Consider the following 18016-nt stretch of genomic DNA (forward strand, 5'->3'; position numbering starts at 1 on the left):
CGGCGCTGCGCCGGGGGCCTTTCGCGTTCAGTCCAGGCGGGTGACGCCGCCGGCCGGGAGCACGGTGAGCGTGCCGGGTGCGGTGAAGCCGCGCTTCGCGTACGCCTGGGTGACGGCGGCCGCCACCGCGTCGGCGGCGCCGGCGTCGACCAGGGCGAGCACGCAGCCGCCGAAGCCGCCGCCGGTCATCCGTGCGCCGTGCGCCCCGGCGGCCAGCGCCGCCTCGACCGCGGTGTCGATCTCCGGCACGGTGATCTCGAAGTCGTCGCGCATGGAGGCGTGCGAGGCGGTCAGCAGCGGACCGGTGTCGCGGACCCGCCCGGCGCGCAGCAGCGCGACGGTGTCGAGCACCCGCTGGTTCTCGGTCACCACGTGCCGGACCCGGCGGCGGGTCTCGTCGTCGTCGAGGCGCGCCAGCGCGGCGTCGAGATCGGCGACGTCGACGTCGCGCAGCGCGGTCACGCCGAGCGTCGCGGCGGCCCGCTCACAGCTCTTGCGGCGGGCCGCGTACTCGCCGTCCGCGTGCCGGTGCGGGGCCCGGCTGTCGATCACCAGCACGGCCAGCCCCGCGCCGTCCAGGTCGAACGGGATCTGCTCGACGTCCTCGGTGCGGCAGTCGAGGAACAGCGCGTGCCCGGCCCGGCCGCGGATCACCGCGGACTGGTCCATGATCCCGGTGGGCGCGCCGACGTAGTCGTTCTCGGCCCGCTGGGCGAGCCGCGGCCACCGCCCGGCGGGCAGGTCGAGCCCGCCGAGGTCGACAAGGGCGGCCAGCACCGCCGACTCGATCGCCGCCGACGAGGAGAGCCCGGAGCCGACCGGCACGTCGGAGGCGACGGCGAGCCGCGCGCCCGGCACGTCGTGGCCGCCGGCGCGCAGCGCCCACACCACCCCGGCCACGTAGGCGGCCCACCCGTCGACCCGGCCGGGCTCGTCGGCCTCCGCCGCGCCGAACTCGACCGGTTCGTCGTCGAGTTCCGACCAGACGGTCCAGCGTCCGCCGGGGGCGGGCGCGGCGGCGACCACGGTACGCAGCGGCAGCGCGAAAGGCAGCACGAAGCCGTCGTTGTAGTCGGTGTGCTCACCGATCAGGTTGACCCGGCCGGGAGCCGCCCAGCGGCCCGCCGGCTCGGTGCCGTACCGCTGCCGGAAGCCGGCGGTGGCGCGGTCGGCGACGGTCATGAGGGCTGCCTCGCGACGTGGGCCCGGTAGAACGCCCAGGCGTCGCCGACCATGTCGTGCAGGGTCGGCTTGGCCGGCGTCCAGCCCAGCTCGTCGCGGGCCAGCGCGGAGGACGCGACCAGCTCGGCCGGGTCGCCCTCGCGGCGGGGGGCCACCTCGACCGGCACCGGGTGCCCGGTGACCTCGCGGACCACGTCGACCACCTGGCGGTTGGTGAAGCCGTTGCCGTTGCCGAGGTTGTAGATGCGGTGCCGGCCCGGGGTGGCCGCGTCGAGCGCGAGCAGGTGGGCGCGGGCCAGGTCCTCGACGTGGATGTAGTCGCGGACGCAGGTGCCGTCGACTGTGGGGTAGTCGTCGCCGAAGAGCTGGAGCTTCTCCCGCCGCCCGGCGGCCACGTCGAGCGCGATCGGGATGAGGTGCGTCTCCGGGTCGTGCCGTTCGCCGATGGCCAGCCCGTCGCGCAGGTACGCCCCGGCGACGTTGAAGTAGCGCAGCGAGACGGCGGCCAGGTCGTGCGCGATCGCCTCGGAGGTGAGCGCCATGTCGACGGCCAGCTTGGTGGCGCCGTAGGTGCTGGTGGGCGCCTTGACGGCGGTCTCCGGGATGGGCAGCTCGGTGGGGTTGCCGTAGACGGCGGCGGTGGAGGAGAAGACCATCCGGGGCACCCGGGCGGCGCGGACCGCGTCGATGAGCGCGATCGAGCCGACCGTGTTGGTGTGCCAGTACAGCTCGGGACGGATCATCGACTCGCCGGCGGCGATGAGGGCGGCGAAGTGCAGCACGCCGTCGAACCCGGCGTCGGGGGTGAGCACCTGGGCGGCCTCGTGCACCGGCAGCTCGACATGGGTGGCGTCGGGGGCGAGGGCTTCCCGGTGACCGGTGCGCAGGTCGTCCAGCACGGTCACCTGGTGGCCGTGGTCGAGCAGCATCCGGGTCACCACGCTGCCGATGTAGCCGGCGCCGCCGGTGACGAGCAGTTTCACGTCGGTCCTCCTGCCTGGGCCGCGTCCCGCGGCGGCCGTCCCGCGATCACCCTACGGCTGAGGGCTGTGTCGCGGCTGTCGAGTCGAGTCCGCCTCCATTCCATCATAATCCTTCATGATTGAACAGATCCGAACATTGGGCCGAGCGTACGGTGGTCGCTGTCTACCATCCTTCTCATGCGGGAGGGTGGTGGTCCCGGGCCCCGGCGGCGACCGTCGGGGCGGCCCCGACGCGAACCCGGCCCGCTGGCCCGCACCGTGGCCCGTCTCGTGGTGCGCGGTGCCGACGGCGCCACCCGCCTCGTCACCGCCCTGCTCGGGGCCAGCCCCACCGCCGGGCGCGAACGGATCAGCGAGGCCGAGCTGCGGGATCTGGTCGCCGCGAACACGCTGCTCGACCCGGACGAGCGGCGGATCATCGACGAGGTGCTGGTGGCCGGCGCCCGGCTCGTCCGCGAGGTGATGGTGCCCCGCACCGAGGTGGTCTTCCTCAGCGCGGCGCTCCCGCTGACGCAGGCCCAGCGGCTGGTCCGGGCCGACCCGCACACCCGCTACCCGGTGGTGGACGGCACCCACGACGACGTGGTCGGCCTGGTGCACCTGCGGGACGTGCTGCTGCGCCCGGACGCGGACCGGCTGCTCCTGGTCGGCGACCTGATCCGGGAGGTGAAGCGCCTGCCGGACAGCAAGCGCGTGCTGGCGGCGCTCACCGAGATGCGCCGGGAGGGCCACCACCTGGCCGTCGTCGTCGACGAGTACGGCGGCACCGCCGGCATCGTCACCTGCGAGGACCTGGTCGAGGAGCTGGTCGGCGAGATCCGCGACGACGAGCACGGCCCGCTCGAACCGGAGCCCGCCGGCCTGCCCGCGGTCGTCGACGGCCGGCTCAACCTGACCGACTTCGCCGAGCGCACCGGGGTGTCGCTGCCCGCCGGGCCGTACGAGACGGTGGGCGGGTACGTGATGGCCGCCCTGGGCCGGCTGCCGGTGGCGGGCGACGAGGTGCCGGTGGCTGTCGACCCGGACACCGGATCGGTTCCCGCCGATCCGGCGGGCTGGCTGCTGCGGGTGCTCACGCTCGACGGCCGCCGCGTGTCCCGCCTGGCGGTCTCCGCCGCGCGGCTGCCCGAGCCCCGGCGTGAGATGAACGGTCCGCTTCCGCCCGTACCCGCCCGATCCACCGGCCCGTCATGACGGACGCCGGGGCTTGCTGACAGAATTGCCGCCATGTCCGACGTACCCGCCCGCCCGCGCGTCTTCTCCGGCATCCAGCCGACGGCCGACTCGTTCCACCTCGGCAACTACCTGGGCGCGCTGCGGCACTGGGTGGCGTTGCAGGACAGCCACGACGCCTACTACTGCGTGGTCGACCTGCACGCGATCACCGCCGGGCACGACCCGTTGGTGCTCAAGCGCCGCAGCCGGGTCGCCGCCGCGCAGCTGTTCGCGCTCGGCCTGGACCCGGAGCGCAGCACGCTGTTCGTGCAGTCGCAGGTGCCCGAGCACTCGCAGCTCGCCTGGGTGCTCGGCTGCATCACCGGCTTCGGCGAGGCCGGCCGGATGACCCAGTTCAAGGACAAGTCGCAGAAGCAGGGCAGCGAGCGGGCCAGCGTCGGCCTGTTCACGTACCCGATCCTCCAGGCCGCGGACATCCTGCTCTACCAGGCGAACGCGGTGCCGGTCGGCGAGGACCAGCGGCAGCACCTGGAGCTCTCCCGCGACCTGGCGCAGCGGTTCAACTCGCTGTTCGGCAGCACCTTCACCGTGCCCTCCCCGCACATCGTGAAGGACACCGCGAAGATCACCGACCTGCAGGACCCGACGGCCAAGATGTCCAAGTCGTCGTCCTCCCCGGCCGGCATCATCGACCTGCTGGAGGACCCGGCCCGCTCGGCCAAGAAGATCCGCTCGGCGGTCACCGACACCGGCCGCGAGATCGTCTTCGACGCCGAGGGCAAGCCGGGCATCACCAACCTGCTGACGATCTACTCCGCGCTGTCCGGCCGGTCCATCGACGACCTGGTCGCCGCGTACGACGGCAAGGGCTACGGCGACCTGAAGAAGGACCTCGCCGAGGTGGTGCGGGAGTTCGTCACGCCGATCCAGGAACGCACGAACGCCTACCTCAACGACCCGGCCCAGCTCGACAAGCTGCTGGTGCGGGGCGCGGAGAAGGCCCGGGCGGTGGCCGCCGGGACGCTGCGGGACGTGTACGAGCGGGTCGGCTTCTTCCCGCCGGTGCGGTTCGAGTAACGGCCCGGACGGGCGGAGACGGGTGACGCAGCCGGTGGCCGGAGGGGTGGCGCGCGACGTGGCGGGCAGTGACACGGCGCCGGGCGGCGCGGACACGATCCAGATCGGGATCGCTGTCGACGTCCCCGAGCCCTGGGGCGGGATGCTCACCCGCCGCCGGGTCGAGGCCGGCGACCCGCTCGCCGTCCCCGCGCACGTGACCCTCCTCGGGCCCACCGAGATCCCGGTACGCGCGCTGCCCGCCGTCGAGGACCATTTGGCCCGGGTCGCCGCCGCGCACCTGCCGTTCACGCTGCACCTGCGCGGCACCGGCACGTTCCGCCCGGTCACCCAGGTGGTCTTCGTGGCGGTGGCGGCCGGGATCAGCGAGTGCGAACTGCTCGCCGCCGCCATCAACTCCGCTCCCGAGCTGCGCCGCGAGCTGCGTTTCCCGTACCACCCGCACGTCACAGTGGCGCAGGACGTGCCGCCCGAGGTGCTCGACAAGGCGTACGAGGATCTGGCCGACTTCTCCGCGTTGTTCCAGGTGGACGCGTTCACGCTGTTCTCGCACAGCGGGGCGACCCGGTGGCAGCCCCGCCGCGACTTCCGGCTCGGCGGCCGGAGCTGAACATCCGACCGGCCGGGCCACCTCCGTCACGGGCGGAGATCGGCGAGGATGACGGGGTGAACGTCTTCGGCCGGATCGAGGCGGCGGTGGGGCGCCGCATCGACGCGGCCCGGAGCCGCTCGTCGGCCTTCGACCACGTCTGGCGGGCCGGGACGCTCTACGCCGACCTGCTCGCCGGGCGGCTCGCCGCCGCCATCGCGTACTACGGCTTCTTCGCCGTGTTCGCGCTCGCGCTCGTCGCGTACTGGATCTTCGGCGCGGTGCTGCGGGACAACGAGGAGGTCAGCCGCGGCGCGGCCCACTTCCTGGAGGAGAACCTGCCCTTCCTCGATCCGGCGCAGATCGCCGAGAGCAGCGGCACCGTCGGCGTGGTCGGCCTGGTCATCCTGGTCTTCACCGGCATCGGCTGGGTGGAGGCGATCCGCTCCTCGCAGCGGCTGATGTACGGCTTCAACCAGCAGCCCGGCAACCTGGTGGTGCGGCGCCTGGTCGACCTGGGCGTGCTGGTCGCGGTCTTCGTGCTGCTGTTCGTCTCGGTCGCCGCCGTGGACGCGCTGGAGTCGCTGCTGCGCTTCCTGCTGCGCAGCACCGGCTCGGTGGGCCTGACCACGATCAGCGCGGTGCTGAGCGTGCTCGTCAACGCCGTGCTCGCCGCCGCGCTGCTGCTCGCAGTGCCCCGGCTGCGGATGAGCCGGCGCCGGCTGCGCCCGGCGATCCTGACCATCGCCGTCGGTATCACCCTGCTGAACACCGTGGGGCGCTACTACGTGGTACGCACCGAGCGGAACCCCGCGTACACGGTGGTCGCCACCGCCGTGGGCCTGTTGCTCTACCTCTACCTGCTCAACCAGTTGGTGCTCTTCGGCGCCGCGCTCGCCGCGACCAGCCGGTACGGCCGGGTGGTGGACCTGGCCGAGGGCGGCGCCCGGGAGGTGGACGTGGAGGCGGACGTGCTCGACGAGGAGACCGAACCGGGGACACCGGGGGGAGCGGGATGAGCGCGCGGATCCGGATCGACGCGGAGTCGGCGGTGCCGCCGTACGAGCAGGTGCGGGCGCAGTTCGCCGCGCGCATCGGCGACGGGCGGCTGCCGGTGGGCACCCGGCTCCCGGCGGTGCGGCAGCTCGCCGCCGACCTGGGGCTGGCGGTGAACACCGTGGCGCGGGCGTACCGGGAACTGGAGAGTGCCGGGCTGGTGGAGACGCGGGGCCGGCACGGCACGGTGGTGGCCCCCGGCCGGGACGACGCCACCGACCGGCTGCAGCGGGCCGCCGCCGGGTACGCCGCCGAGGCGCGTCGCCTGGGTGTCGCGCCGGAGCGGGCGGTCGCGCTGGTCCGTGCGGCGCTGGACGCCGGTACGCGTGGCTGAGCGTGGTCCCCGAAGCGGGGAGAGTCCGATGATTGCGTTCCCCGGTCCGGCACGCGGCGACCATGATGGGCCGGTGGGCGCACTCGTGACACTGGACCTGCCGGACGACTCCCCGATCCGGGGTCTGCCGTGGATCATCACGTTCGGCCCGCTCGGCGCCGAGGACGACTGGGAGCCGGTGGTCTGCGGCCCGTACGAGCGACAGCACGCGCTGGCGCTCGCCGAGGCGGTGGTGGCCGACGAGCAGCTGATGGCGGTGGTGGAACCGCTGCTGCCGGCGCTCACGCCGGAGGAGATCCGCGGCGAGATCGCCGCCGCGCAGATCGCCGCCGAGGACGAGGCGGCCGAGATCGACCAGGCGGACCTCTACGGCGACTTCGAGGACGTCATCGACGAGGAGCTGGAACGCGCCGCCGACCGCGAGCCGGAGCCCGAGCCGGCGAAGGCGCCCGACCGGGAGGAGATCCGGGCCGGGTTCGCCCGGATCGCCGCGCTGCTCACCGCCAAGGGCGGCTGAGAGCGCGCTCGCTCCCCGATGGACACCGGCCCCCCGGGAGCGTGCTCCCGAGGGGCCGGGGCCACCTCACCCCCCACCACAAGGGGTCGGCAGCCCAGCCGCCCGTCGGCGCGGGGCACAACGGACGGCCAGGTCGTTGGCGGGTTACCCGGCTCAGCGCCGTTCGAACCACGCAGCCGCGTCCACCGGCAGGACGTACCCGTCGCCCCGCTCGGTGAGGTCGGCGCTGGCGACGAGCGGGCGGCCGTGGCCGCTCACCGTCACGTCGGCGCCACTGATGTTCACCACGCACGTCACCCCGGCGTCGCCGGCGGTGCGGCGGAACGCGAGTACGCCGGGCTCGGTCTCCAGCCAGGTGATGCCGTCCAGGCCGGCCAGCGCCGGGTGCTCGTGCCGGACGCGCAGCGCGGTCCGGTACAGCTCCAGCGTCGAGCCGGGCGCACCGGCCTGGGCGGCCACCGACAGCTCCCGCCAGGTCGCCGGCGCCGGCAGCCAGCTCAGCTCGCTGCCGTCCGGCCCGAAGCCGTACGGGGGCAGGTCGCCACCCCACGGGATCGGCACGCGGCAGCCGTCGCGGCTCTCCCCGGTACGCCGGAACGCCGGGTCCTGGCGCAGCTCGTCCGGGAGGTCCAGCACCTCCGGCAGGCCCAGTTCCTCGCCCTGGTAGACGTACGCGCAGCCGGGCAGCGCGAACATCAGCAGCGCGGCGGCGCGGGCGCGGCGCAGGCCGACCTCGCCGTCGCCGTACCGGGTGACGTGCCGCTGCCGGTCGTGGTTGGAGAGCACCCAGGTGGTCGGCGCGCCCACGATCGTGGACTCGGCCAGCGCCGTGTCGATCACCTTGCGGAACGAGTCGGCCGACCAGGTGGCGTCGAGGAAGTCGAAGCTGAAGGCCTGGTGCAGCTCGTCCGGGCCGATGTAGCGGGCCAGGCGCTGCGGCGTCTCGGCCCACGCCTCGGCGACAGCCATCCGGCCGCCCGGGTAGCTGTCCAGGATCGGCCGCCAGGCGCGGTAGATGTCGTGCACCTCGTCCTGGTCGAAGTACGGCAGCCGGCCCTTGCCCAGCAGTTCGGACTGGCGCTGGCCGGTGGTCATCGAGTTGAAGCCGACGTCCGGCAGGCCCTCGGCCTTGATCATGCCGTGCGCCACGTCGATCCGGAAGCCGTCCACGCCCCGGTCCAGCCAGAAGCGCAGCACGTCCTCGAACTCGGCCCGCACCTCCGGGTGGCGCCAGTTCAGGTCGGGCTGGGCCGGGTCGAACAGGTGCAGGTACCACTGGCCGTCGACCACGCGGGTCCACGCCGGCCCGCCGAAGATGCTCTCCCAGTCGTTCGGCGGCAGCTCGCCCTGCTCGCCCTTGCCGTCGGCGAACAGGTAGCGCTCGCGCTCCGGTGAACCGGGCCCGGCGGCGAGCGCGGCGGTGAACCACGGGTGCGCGCTGGAGGTGTGGTTCGGCACCATGTCGACGATGATCCGCAGGCCGAGCGCGTGCGCGTCGGTGATCATCTCGTCGAAGTCGGTCAGGTTGCCGAACAGCGGGTCGACGTCCCGGTAGTCGGACACGTCGTAGCCGGCGTCGACCTGCGGCGACGTGTAGAACGGCGTCAGCCAGAGCGCGTCCACGCCGAGGTCGCGCAGGTACGGCAGGCGCTGCCGGATGCCCTGGAGGTCACCCACGCCGTCGGCGTTCGCGTCGGCGAAGCTGCGGACGTACACCTGGTAGACGACAGCGGACCGCCACCAGTCGTCGTCGGCGGTGCGAGGGGTGGTGCTGGGGGCGGAGGTCATCGCTGTCGATCCCGTTCTGTGGCGGCTTCTGGTGCGGCGCAGGGTGTCTGAGAAGAATGCCGCCATCAGACTGCAAGAGTCAAGCATTCCTTGCGCAAGAAATGGCAGCCATCACCCGCGCCGGCCCCGTCCTCGTCTCCCGAATCCCGAGACACCCACACCCGCGACCCTCCGGCCGGCCCTCTCACTTCGACGTCGATCATGAGGTTAACCCCGACATTCCGGACCTCAGCCCTCGCCAACCTCATGATCGCCACCCGATCCGGCCGCCCTTGATCAACGGGGGAGGGGAGGGGAGGGTGCGCGCGGCGTGGGCGCGGCCGGGGGTGGCTCGCGTGATCATGAGGTTGGCGGCATTCGGCGTCCGATTTGTTGCCGTCAACTTCATGATCGACGGGAAGAGGCGCGGGGGTCAGGCGGGGATGGGGAGGGACGGGGTGGGGTTGGGGGTGGCGGGGCGCTGGCGCTTCGGGGGGTCGGCGGGGCGGGTCACCGCGGTGGAGCCGCGTACCACCAGCTCGGGGCGGAACAGGTACTCGGAGTTCGGGGACGGGTGACCGTTGATCTCGTCTACCAGGGCCCGCACCGCGGCCACCGCCATCGCGGCCACCGGCTGGCGCACTGTGGTCAGCGGCGGGTCGGTGAACGCCATCAGGGGGGAGTCGTCGTACCCGACCACGGAGATGTCGCCGGGCACCGACAGCCCGCGCTGGCGGGCGGCCCGGATCGCGCCGAGCGCCATCAGGTCCGAGCCGCAGACGAGCCCGGTCACGCCGCGCTCGATGAGCCGGCCGGCGGCCGCCTCGCCGCCCTCGACGCCGAACAGTGACAGCTCGGTCAGCTCGGTCAGTTCGCCCTCGGTGATGTCGGTCAGGCGCCCCATCGCGGCCTTGTAGCCGGCGACCTTGCGCTGTACCGGCACGAACCGGTCCGGGCCGGTGATCAGGCCGATCCGGCGGTGCCCGAGCGCGACCAGGTGGGCGACGGCGAGTTCGGCGGACTCCCGGTCGTCGCAGGAGACGAACGGCGCGGGGATGCCGGGCGCGTACCCGTTGATCATGACGATCGGCAGCGGCCGGGCCAGCAGCGTGCGGTAGCGGTCGTGGTCGGCGGCGGTGTCGGCGTGTAGGCCGGAGACGAAGACGATGCCGGAGACCTGGCGGTCCAGCAGCATCTCCACGTACTCGTCCTCGCGGACGCCGCCGGGCGTCTGCGTGCAGAGCACCGGTGTGTAGCCGGTGGGGGCGAGCGCGGACTCGATGATCTGGGCGAACGCCGGGAAGATCGGGTTGTCCAGTTCCGGCACGACCAGGCCGACCAGTCCGGCGCTGCGCTTGCGCAGCCGGGCCGGTCGTTCGTAGCCGAGCACATCGAGGGCGGTGAGGACGGCCTGCCGGGTCTCGGGGGCCACACCGGGGCGGTCGTTGAGCACCCGCGACACCGTGGCCTCGCTGACTTCAGCCTGTTGGGCGATGTCGGACAGTCGAGCGCGCATGTGCGGCACTTTAGCCCAACGGCAAAGTCTTGCGTACACTTCTGCAAGCCCTTCCATTCTCTGCAACCTCTTGCTAACGTCCCCGCAACATGCGAGAGCAGCGGCGCAGCATCTCGGCGCCGGTCAGCAAGAACTTTCAGAGGTTTCCACTGGCGGGCCGCCCTTCCCCCGGCGAGCCGCCATGACGACAGGAGTACCGATGCGCATCCGTACCGCGGGTGTGGTCGCCGTCCTCGGCCTGGCGCTCGCCGCCTCCGGCTGTGGTGACAGCGGCAGCGACGACAAGCCGGCCGCCGGCGAGTCCAAGGCGACCGGCGGCAAGCTGGTCATCTGGGCCGACGACAAGCGCACGGCCGCCCTCAAGCCGTTCGCCGAGGAGTTCGGCAAGGAGAACGGGGTGACCGTCGAGGTCCAGGCCGTCTCCAAGGACCTGCAGACCAACTTCGTCACCGCCTCGCAGCAGGGCAGCGGCCCGGACGTCGTGGTCGGCGCGCACGACTGGATCGGCAACCTGGTCCAGAACGGCGCCATCGACCCGGTGCAGCTCGCGGCCGAGCAGAAGTCCGGCTTCAACGAGACCGCGATCAAGGCCGTCACGTTCAACGGCCAGCTCTACGGCGTGCCCTACGCCACCGAGAACGTCGCGCTGATCCGCAACACCGAGCTGGCCCCCGAGGCGCCGAAGACGATCGAGGACCTGGTCGCCACCGGCAAGAAGCTCAAGGCCGAGAAGAAGGCCAGCGAGATCCTCTGCCTGCAGTCCGGCCAGAACGGCGACGCGTACCACATCTACCCGCTCTACACCTCGGGCGGCGGCTACCTGTTCGGCACCGCGGCCAACGGCGACTACGACCCGAAGGACCTGGGCGTGGGCAAGCCGGAGTCGATCGCTGCCTTCCAGAAGATCGCCAAGCTGGGTGAGAAGGGCGAGGGTGCGCTGAAGCGCTCCATCACCGGCGAGAACTCCATCGCCACCTTCACCGGCAAGAAGTGCGCGTTCCTGGTCTCCGGCCCGTGGGCCGTGGCCGACGCCAAGAAGGCCAACATCGCGTACGACATCTCCCCGGTCCCCGGCTTCGCCGGTGGCAAGGAGGCCCAGCCGTTCGTGGGCGTCCAGGCGTTCTACGTGGCCGCCAAGGGCAAGAACAAGGCCCTGGCCCAGGAGTTCGTCACCAACTACGTGACCAAGCCCGAGCTGGCCGTCGCGCTGTACAAGGCCGAGCCGCGCCCGCCGGCGCTGACCGCCGCCTTCGACCAGGTCAAGGGCGAGGACCCGGACCTGGCCAAGTTCTCCGAGGCCGGTAAGAACGGCCAGGTCCTCCCGGCGATCCCGGCCATGGCCGCGATCTGGGACCCGTTCGGCAAGGCGGAGGCCGCCATCATCGGTGGCGCCGATCCGGCCAAGACGATCACGGCCGCCGGCAAGACCATCCAGGGTCAGATCAAGTAATGAGCGCGCCGCTGTCCGGCCCGGGGTCTGCACCGCAGGCCCCGGGCCGGGAGCCCGTACGCCGTGGGCTCCCGCGCACGTCCCGTACCGCGCGGCAACACGCGCCGATCACCGCGACCGGCCTCGTCGTCAAGGTGGTCCTGCTCGGCCTGGTGGCCGGGATCGCGATCTGGGCGGCCTTCCCGCTCATCGAGGCCGAGCACTGGCTCGCGCTGGGCGTCCTGGCGGTCACCACCGCCGGCCTGTTCTACCTCTACCTGAGCCGCCGGCACATCCCGGCCAAGTACCTGGTCCCCGGCACGCTCTTCCTGATCGCGTTCCAGATCTTCCCGGTGCTCTACACCGCGAGCACCGCGTTCACGAACTTCGGCGACGGCCACCGCGGCAGCAAGGACGACGCGATCGTCGCCGTGCAGACCTCCTCGGTGAAGCAGGTACCCGGCTCGACCGAGTACAACCTCACCATCGCCACCACCGGCGACCCGGCGACCGGCTCGCTGGTCTTCCTCCTCAGCGACCCGAAGACCAAGGAGGTCTTCGCCGGCGACGCGGACGGGCTGCGCAAGCTCGACGCCGCCGACGTCGAGGTGAGCAGCCTCAGCGGCAAGATCACCGCCGCGGACGGCTACACCCTGCTGAACATCGGGCAGGCCAGCAGCCGCAGCGACGCCGTCACCGCGCTCATCGTGCCCACCGACGAGGGCGCCATCCGCTCCAACGGCCTGACCCGGGCGTACGAGGGCAAGGCGGCGCGGGCGTACGACGCCGCGTGCGACTGCGTCAAGGACAGCGAGACCGGCAAGACGTGGACCGCCGACGAGAAGTCCGGCTCCTTCGTCGCCGCCGACGGCGAGCGCCTCGCCCAGGGCTGGAAGGTCGACGTCGGGCTGAAGAACTTCAGCACCGTGCTCACCGACCCGAACATCTCCGGCCCGTTCTTCGGCACGCTCGCCTGGAACTTCGCGTTCGCGATCGGTTCCACCGGCCTGACGTTCCTGCTCGGCATGGCCATCGCGCTCGCGCTGCACTCACCCCGGATGCGCGGGACGAACTTCTACCGGGTGCTGCTGATCCTGCCGTACGCCATGCCGTCGTTCGCCATGCTGCTGATCTGGCGGGACATGTTCAACACCGACTTCGGCCTGCTCAACAACCTGTTCGGGCTGAACGTCGACTGGTTCGGCGGCAACTGGTCGGCCCGGATCGCGGTGCTGCTGGTGCAGTTGTGGCTCGGCTACCCGTACATGTTCCTGGTCGCCACCGGCGCGTTGCAGGCCATCCCGCGGGAGCTGACCGAGGCCACCTCGGTCGACGGCGCGTCACCCTGGCAGTCGTTCCGCGCGGTCACCCTGCCGCTGCTGCTGGTGGCGCTCTCGCCGCTGCTGATCGCGTCGTTCGCGTTCAACTTCAACAACGTCAACGCGATCCTGTTCACCACCGAGGGCGGCCCGTTCGCGCCGGACAATCCGCGTAACGGCGCCACCGACCTGCTGATCACCTACACGTACCGGCTCGCGTTCGGCGCACAGGGCGCCGAGTTCGGCCTGGCCGCCACCGTCTCGATCTTCATCTTCGCGATCGTGGCGACGGTGTCGGCGATCAGCTTCCGGCGGACCCGCAAGCAGGAGGAGGTGTACTCGTGACCACCATCGCGGAGACGCCCACACCCACCGCGACCCGTAAGCCGGCCCGCCGCTCGCGTGGCCGCTGGTTCGCCCAGGTGGGCTGGCGGCACCTGGTCGGGATGCTGGCGGTGGCGTTCAGCCTCTTCCCGATCCTGTTCGTGATCTCGGCGGCGTTCAACCCGCTCGGCACGCTCTCCTCCACCGAGCTGCTGCCGACCGGGGCGTCGCTGGAGAACTTCACGAACCTGTTCGACAACACCGCGTTCGGCCACTGGTTCCTCAACTCGCTGCTGCTGGCGGGCGTGGCCAGCTTCGCGTCGATCTTCCTGTCGTCGCTCGCGGCGTACGTGTTCTCCCGGATGCGTTTCGCCGGGCGCCGGGTCGGCCTGCTCGCGTTGCTGCTGATCCAGATGTTCCCGCAGTTCCTGGCGATCGTGGCGATCTTCCTGATCTTCACCACGCTCACCGACCTCTACCCGGCGATCGGGTTCAACACCCCGTGGGGCCTGTTCCTGCTCTACATGGGTGGCGCGCTCGGCGCGAACACCTGGCTGATGAAGGGCTTCTTCGACACGCTGCCGAAGGAGCTGGACGAGTCGGCGACCATGGACGGCGCGTCGCACGTGCAGGTCTTCTTCCGGATCATGCTGCCGCTGGTGGCCCCGATCCTGGCGGTGACCGGCCTGCTCGCGTTCATCGGGTCGATCAACGAGTTCATCATCGCCAACGTGTTCCTCACCGAACCCGAGGCGAAGACCCTCGCGGTCGGCATGTACGGCCTGGTGGCCGGCGAGCGCAACAACAACTTCGGGATGTTCGCGGCGGGCACGCTGCTCACCGCGATCCCGACGGTGCTGGTGTTCCAGCTGCTCCAGCGCTACATCGTCTCCGGACTCACCTCCGGAGCGGTAAAGGGCTGAGCCTCCTCGGCTCACGCTGCGGCAAGGGCGTCGTGTCGGCGTACACCGGAGCGGTTCTCGGGCGGACCGCCGCGGTCGGGTGAACCGGCCGCGGCGGGTGCCCGCCCCCTCTCCCTGTCGGTACGACGCGAAAGGCAGCACCATGTCCCTTCAGCCGCACCACGACGGCTCCGCCACCTACGTCCCGGAGCAGGAGCCCGCGCTCGGGCAGACCGTGCCGGTCTTCGTCCGGGTGCCGGCCGGTTCCGGCGTCTCCCAGGTACACGTGCGCACCACCGGCGACGGCGAGCCGCGCTTCGCCGAGGCACGGATCGACTTCACCGACGGCGGCGACGTGTGGTGGCGGGCCGACGTCGAGGTCCGCAACCCGGTCAGCAACTACCGCTTCCTGCTCGACGGCGAGCGCGGCACCCGCTGGCTCAACGCGGCCGGGCTGTCCGGCCACGACGTGCCGGACAACGGCGACTTCAAGCTGGTCAGCTACGCCCCGCCGCCGGCCTGGGCCCGCGACGCGGTGATCTACCAGATCTTCCCGGACCGGTTCGCCCGCTCGGCCGCCGCCGACGGCCGGACCGTGCCGGACTGGGCCATCGGATGCGACTGGGACACCCCGGTCGTCGGCCGCGGCCCGGAGACGCCCCGCCAGTTCTACGGCGGCGACCTCGACGGCGTCACCGAGCACCTGGACCACCTGGACCGGCTCGGCGTCAACACCGTCTACCTCACGCCGGTCTTCCCGGCGCGCTCCAACCACAGGTACGACGCGTCGAGCTTCGACACCGTCGACCCGCTGCTCGGCGGCGACGCGGCGCTGGCCCGGCTCGCCGACGCGGTGCACGCCCGGGGCTGGCGGCTGCTCGGCGACATCACCAGCAACCACACCGGCGACGCCCACGACTGGTTCACCGCCGCCGTCTCCGACGTGAACGCGCCGGAACGCGAGCTGTACTACTTCGACCTGCCCGGCTCGGACTACGAGTCGTGGAACGGGGTGAAGTCGCTGCCGAAGCTGAACTGGGGCAGCGCCGAACTGCGCCGCCGGTTCGCCACCGCCGAGGACTCGCTGCTGCGCCGGTGGCTGCGCCCGCCGTACGGGCTGGACGGCTGGCGGGTCGACGTGGCGAACATGACCGGGCGGCGGGGTGCGGACGCGTACACCCACGAGGTGGCGCGGCTGCTGCGCGAGGTGGTCGCCGAAACCCGCCCGGACGGGCTGCTGCTCGCCGAGCACGGCCACGACCACACCGGTGACCTGGACCGCGACGGCTGGCACGGGACGATGAACTACGTCGGCTTCACCGACCCGGTCTGGTCCTGGCTGCGCCACGGCGACGAGCCGGTGCCGAACTTCCTCGGCACCCCGGGCGGGGTACGGCGGCGCGACGCGGGCGCGGTGCTCGCCACCATGAACACCTACCGGTCGCTGGTGTCGTGGCGCTCGTACACGCACTCGTGGCAGCTGCTCGGCTCGCACGACTCGGCCCGGATCCGCACCGTGGTCGGCGACGCGGCCCGGCAGGAGGTGGCGGCCGGACTGCTCGCCACCATGCCCGGCACGCCGGTGGTCTTCGCCGGGGACGAGCTGGGCCTGACCGGCACGAACGGGGAGGGCTCGCGTACCCCGATGCCGTGGCACCGGCGCCAGAGCTGGGACCGGCGCACGTTCGACGCGTACCGGTCGTTGCTGACGCTGCGCCGCGACGAGCCGGCGCTGCGGCACGGCGGCCTGCGGTGGGTGCACGCGGACGCGGACACGCTGGTCTTCCTGCGCGAGGCGCCCACGTCGACGGTGCTGGTGCTGGCAAGGCGAGCCGCAGGCACCCCGGTCCACCTGACCGGCATGGGCGCCGCAGACAACGTCTACGGCGACGCCCCCGCCCTCCACCCCGACGCCGACAACAAGGTGATCCTCCCCGCCGACGGCCCCACCTTCCAGGTCTGGCGCCTGCGCTGATCCCGCTTCCCCGCCCCGTCGATCTTGCGGTTTCGGCCCGCGCCGTGCGGCCTTCGGCCCTTATATCGGGTCGGAAACTGCAAGATCGCGGGGAGGGGGTCACGGTATGACGGCAGGTCGGCGGGGCGACTACTACGTTGCGTCGTTGGTGAGGGAGGATGGGGTGCGTGGAAGCTCTTCGACTGATTCTTCTCTACGTCCATCTGATCGGTTTCGCGCTGCTGCTCGGCGGTGGGATCGCCCAGTACGTCACCGGCCGGCTGCGCATCAACGCGGCCATGCTCTGGGGCGCGATCATCCAGGTCCTCACCGGCATCGGGCTGTCCGCTCCGCTGCGCGACGGGGACGAGCCGGCCCCGGCGAAACTTGTTACCAAGTTGGTGCTCGCGCTGCTCATCTTCGTCATGGTCTTCTTCTCCCGTAAGCGGGAGACCGTCAACCGTGGCCATTTCCTCGCGATCGTCGGGTTGACGCTGGTCAACGCAGCCGTCGCGGTGTTCTGGCGTTAGTTCGCCAGCAGTCGGGGAACCTCGGGAAAACGGACGTTCGCGACACCGCCACGCACGCCTACCGGCCGGATAAGTGACGTGCCCCACGCAAGGGTTACGCCGGGGTAACGGACGCTCAACAGTCGTGCACGATTGTCGGCCGGTGGGTGGGCGCGGGCGTACGCTCCCGTCCGTAACGTGGGACGCCGGCGGCACACCGCAGGCCGGCGAAGGGCTGCACACCGCGCACGACGCGGTGTGCAAGGGGAAGGAGACGTCTTGCGCTCTGTGCGTGGGATGCGGATCGCCTCCGCCATCGTGGCGGGTGGACTCGTGCTGGGCGCTGCCGCGTGTGGTGAGGCTCCGGACGACGACAACAACGCCGGCGGCGACGGTGGCAAGAAGTTCAGCGCCTGCATGGTGACCGACGTCGGCGGCATCGACGACAAGTCCTTCAACGCCTCGGCCTGGAAGGGCCTCCAGGAGGCGCAGAAGGAGAACGACAAGATCGAGATCAAGAACGTCCAGTCGAAGGCCGAGGCGGACTACGAGGTCAACCTGACCGGGTTCGTCAACCAGAAGTGCGACTTCATCCTGGCCGTCGGTGGCCTGATGTCGGACGCCACCAAGGCCGCGGCTGAGAAGAACCCGAACCAGCAGTTCGGCATCGTCGACGCCAACCCGGGTGTCTCGAACGTCTACCCGATGCAGTTCGACACCGCGCAGGCCGCGTTCCAGGCCGGCTACCTGGCCGCCGGGATGAGCAAGACCGGCAAGGTCGGCGCCTACGGCGGTCTGCCGATCCCGCCGGTCACCATCTTCATGGACGGCTTCGCCGACGGCGTGGCGTACTACAACAAGACCAAGAGCAAGAACGTCCAGGTTCTCGGCTGGGACAAGGCCGCCCAGAAGGGCTCCTTCGCCAACTCGTTCGAGAAGCAGGACGAGGGCAAGAAGGTCTCCGACGCGCTCGTCGCGCAGGGCGCCGACGTCGTGATGCCGGTCGCCGGTGGCGCCGGTCTCGGCACCACCTCCGCGGCCAAGGCCTCGGGCGGCAAGTACTCGGTCGTCTGGGTCGACATCGACGGCTGCGAGAGCACCCCGGACTGCTCGGCGATCCTGACCACGGTCGTCAAGAACATCCCGGAGGCCGTCAAGGAGGCCGTGCTGAAGGCCGCCGGTGGCGAGAAGCTGCAGTCCACCCCGGGCTTCGTGGGCACGCTCGCGAACACCGGCGTCTCGATCGCCCCGTACCACGACTTCGAGAGCAAGGTCCCGGCGGACCTGAAGGCCGAGGTCGACAAGATCAAGGCGGACATCGCCGCCGGCACCATCACCGTCACCTCGAAGGCCCAGCCGACCAAGTGACGGTTCCGCCGGCC

The 18016-nt window shown here is 71.6% G+C and carries 16 protein-coding genes; 12 read left to right on the forward strand and 4 right to left on the reverse strand.

Annotation, left to right across the window (positions count from 1 at the left end; translation table 11 throughout):
• Positions 1-27 precede the first annotated feature (27 nt).
• Together galK and galE are read right to left on the reverse strand one after the other, a co-directional pair.
• Entirely contained in the window at positions 28-1182 is a 1155-nt protein-coding gene (gene galK, locus O7546_RS02195; protein ID WP_194798663.1) for a galactokinase, read from the reverse strand.
• Positions 1179-2165, reverse strand: a complete 987-nt coding sequence (gene galE, locus O7546_RS02200) for a UDP-glucose 4-epimerase GalE (RefSeq protein WP_281600410.1) — start codon at positions 2163-2165, stop codon at positions 1179-1181. The genes galK and galE overlap by 4 nt, the downstream gene beginning before the upstream one ends.
• Positions 2166-2342: 177 nt before the next feature.
• Between galE and O7546_RS02205 the strand changes: the two genes are divergently transcribed.
• The 6 genes from O7546_RS02205 (at position 2343) to O7546_RS02230 (ending at position 6914) form a co-directional block, all read left to right on the forward strand.
• A complete protein-coding gene (locus O7546_RS02205; RefSeq protein WP_194798661.1) occupies positions 2343-3359 on the forward strand; it encodes a hemolysin family protein in 1017 nt (338 codons plus the stop codon).
• A gap of 33 nt (positions 3360-3392) precedes the next feature.
• A complete protein-coding gene (trpS, locus tag O7546_RS02210) occupies positions 3393-4418 on the forward strand; it encodes a tryptophan--tRNA ligase (RefSeq protein WP_194798660.1) in 1026 nt (341 codons plus the stop codon).
• Between the two features lie 34 nt (positions 4419-4452).
• Positions 4453-5028, forward strand: a complete 576-nt coding sequence (locus O7546_RS02215) for a 2'-5' RNA ligase family protein (RefSeq protein ID WP_233585657.1) — start codon at positions 4453-4455, stop codon at positions 5026-5028.
• Positions 5029-5084: 56 nt separating this feature from the next.
• Positions 5085-6026 carry a YhjD/YihY/BrkB family envelope integrity protein gene (locus tag O7546_RS02220; protein ID WP_194798659.1) on the forward strand — a complete coding sequence of 314 codons (942 nt, stop codon included), beginning with the start codon at positions 5085-5087 and terminating at the stop codon, positions 6024-6026.
• Positions 6023-6397, forward strand: a complete 375-nt coding sequence (locus O7546_RS02225) for a GntR family transcriptional regulator (RefSeq protein ID WP_194798658.1) — start codon at positions 6023-6025, stop codon at positions 6395-6397. The genes O7546_RS02220 and O7546_RS02225 overlap by 4 nt, the downstream gene beginning before the upstream one ends.
• A gap of 73 nt (positions 6398-6470) precedes the next feature.
• Entirely contained in the window at positions 6471-6914 is a 444-nt protein-coding gene (locus O7546_RS02230) for a hypothetical protein (RefSeq protein WP_194798657.1), read from the forward strand.
• A gap of 153 nt (positions 6915-7067) precedes the next feature.
• On the opposite strand, the gene O7546_RS02235 is transcribed toward O7546_RS02230, so the two are convergent.
• Together O7546_RS02235 and O7546_RS02240 are read right to left on the reverse strand one after the other, a co-directional pair.
• Positions 7068-8702, reverse strand: coding sequence for a glycoside hydrolase family 13 protein (locus O7546_RS02235; protein ID WP_194798656.1), 1635 nt, complete (start codon positions 8700-8702; stop codon positions 7068-7070).
• Between the two features lie 412 nt (positions 8703-9114).
• Positions 9115-10197 carry a LacI family DNA-binding transcriptional regulator gene (locus O7546_RS02240; RefSeq protein WP_194798655.1) on the reverse strand — a complete coding sequence of 361 codons (1083 nt, stop codon included), beginning with the start codon at positions 10195-10197 and terminating at the stop codon, positions 9115-9117.
• A 199-nt stretch (positions 10198-10396) separates the two neighbouring features.
• Here O7546_RS02240 and O7546_RS02245 point away from each other — a divergent pair, with 199 nt between their 5' ends.
• From O7546_RS02245 to O7546_RS02270, 6 genes are all read left to right on the forward strand, one after another.
• Complete coding sequence (locus O7546_RS02245) at positions 10397-11647, forward strand: maltose ABC transporter substrate-binding protein (RefSeq protein ID WP_262012603.1); 1251 nt, start codon at positions 10397-10399, stop codon at positions 11645-11647.
• Positions 11647-13290: an ABC transporter permease subunit gene (locus O7546_RS02250; protein ID WP_194798653.1), complete on the forward strand. Its 1644-nt coding sequence runs from the start codon at positions 11647-11649 to the stop codon at positions 13288-13290. The genes O7546_RS02245 and O7546_RS02250 overlap by 1 nt, the downstream gene beginning before the upstream one ends.
• Positions 13287-14192, forward strand: a complete 906-nt coding sequence (locus O7546_RS02255) for a sugar ABC transporter permease (RefSeq protein WP_194798652.1) — start codon at positions 13287-13289, stop codon at positions 14190-14192. The genes O7546_RS02250 and O7546_RS02255 overlap by 4 nt, the downstream gene beginning before the upstream one ends.
• Positions 14193-14334: 142 nt before the next feature.
• Positions 14335-16146: a glycoside hydrolase family 13 protein gene (locus O7546_RS02260; RefSeq protein WP_194798651.1), complete on the forward strand. Its 1812-nt coding sequence runs from the start codon at positions 14335-14337 to the stop codon at positions 16144-16146.
• A 167-nt stretch (positions 16147-16313) separates the two neighbouring features.
• Positions 16314-16655, forward strand: coding sequence for a hypothetical protein (locus O7546_RS02265; protein ID WP_128136717.1), 342 nt, complete (start codon positions 16314-16316; stop codon positions 16653-16655).
• A gap of 276 nt (positions 16656-16931) precedes the next feature.
• On the forward strand, positions 16932-18002 hold the full coding sequence (locus O7546_RS02270; RefSeq protein ID WP_194798958.1) for a BMP family ABC transporter substrate-binding protein: 1071 nt from the start codon (positions 16932-16934) through the stop codon (positions 18000-18002).
• The last annotated feature ends 14 nt before the right edge of the window (positions 18003-18016 follow it).

The sequence above is a fragment of the Micromonospora sp. WMMA1976 genome (assembly GCF_027497335.1).
Lineage (GTDB): Bacteria > Actinomycetota > Actinomycetes > Mycobacteriales > Micromonosporaceae > Micromonospora > Micromonospora aurantiaca.

What these genes read in the sequence shown, in the direction of transcription:
- galK (WP_194798663.1), bottom strand. Translation starts at nt 1,182, where the DNA reads ATGACCGTCGCCGACCGCGCCACCGCCGGCTTCCGGCAGCGGTACGGC.
- O7546_RS02205 (WP_194798661.1), top strand. Translation starts at nt 2,343, where the DNA reads ATGCGGGAGGGTGGTGGTCCCGGGCCCCGGCGGCGACCGTCGGGGCGG.
- trpS (WP_194798660.1), top strand. Translation starts at nt 3,393, where the DNA reads ATGTCCGACGTACCCGCCCGCCCGCGCGTCTTCTCCGGCATCCAGCCG.
- O7546_RS02225 (WP_194798658.1), top strand. Translation starts at nt 6,023, where the DNA reads ATGAGCGCGCGGATCCGGATCGACGCGGAGTCGGCGGTGCCGCCGTAC.
- O7546_RS02235 (WP_194798656.1), bottom strand. Translation starts at nt 8,702, where the DNA reads ATGACCTCCGCCCCCAGCACCACCCCTCGCACCGCCGACGACGACTGG.
- O7546_RS02240 (WP_194798655.1), bottom strand. Translation starts at nt 10,197, where the DNA reads ATGCGCGCTCGACTGTCCGACATCGCCCAACAGGCTGAAGTCAGCGAG.
- O7546_RS02245 (WP_262012603.1), top strand. Translation starts at nt 10,397, where the DNA reads ATGCGCATCCGTACCGCGGGTGTGGTCGCCGTCCTCGGCCTGGCGCTC.
- O7546_RS02250 (WP_194798653.1), top strand. Translation starts at nt 11,647, where the DNA reads ATGAGCGCGCCGCTGTCCGGCCCGGGGTCTGCACCGCAGGCCCCGGGC.
- O7546_RS02260 (WP_194798651.1), top strand. Translation starts at nt 14,335, where the DNA reads ATGTCCCTTCAGCCGCACCACGACGGCTCCGCCACCTACGTCCCGGAG.
- O7546_RS02270 (WP_194798958.1), top strand. Translation starts at nt 16,932, where the DNA reads ATGCGGATCGCCTCCGCCATCGTGGCGGGTGGACTCGTGCTGGGCGCT.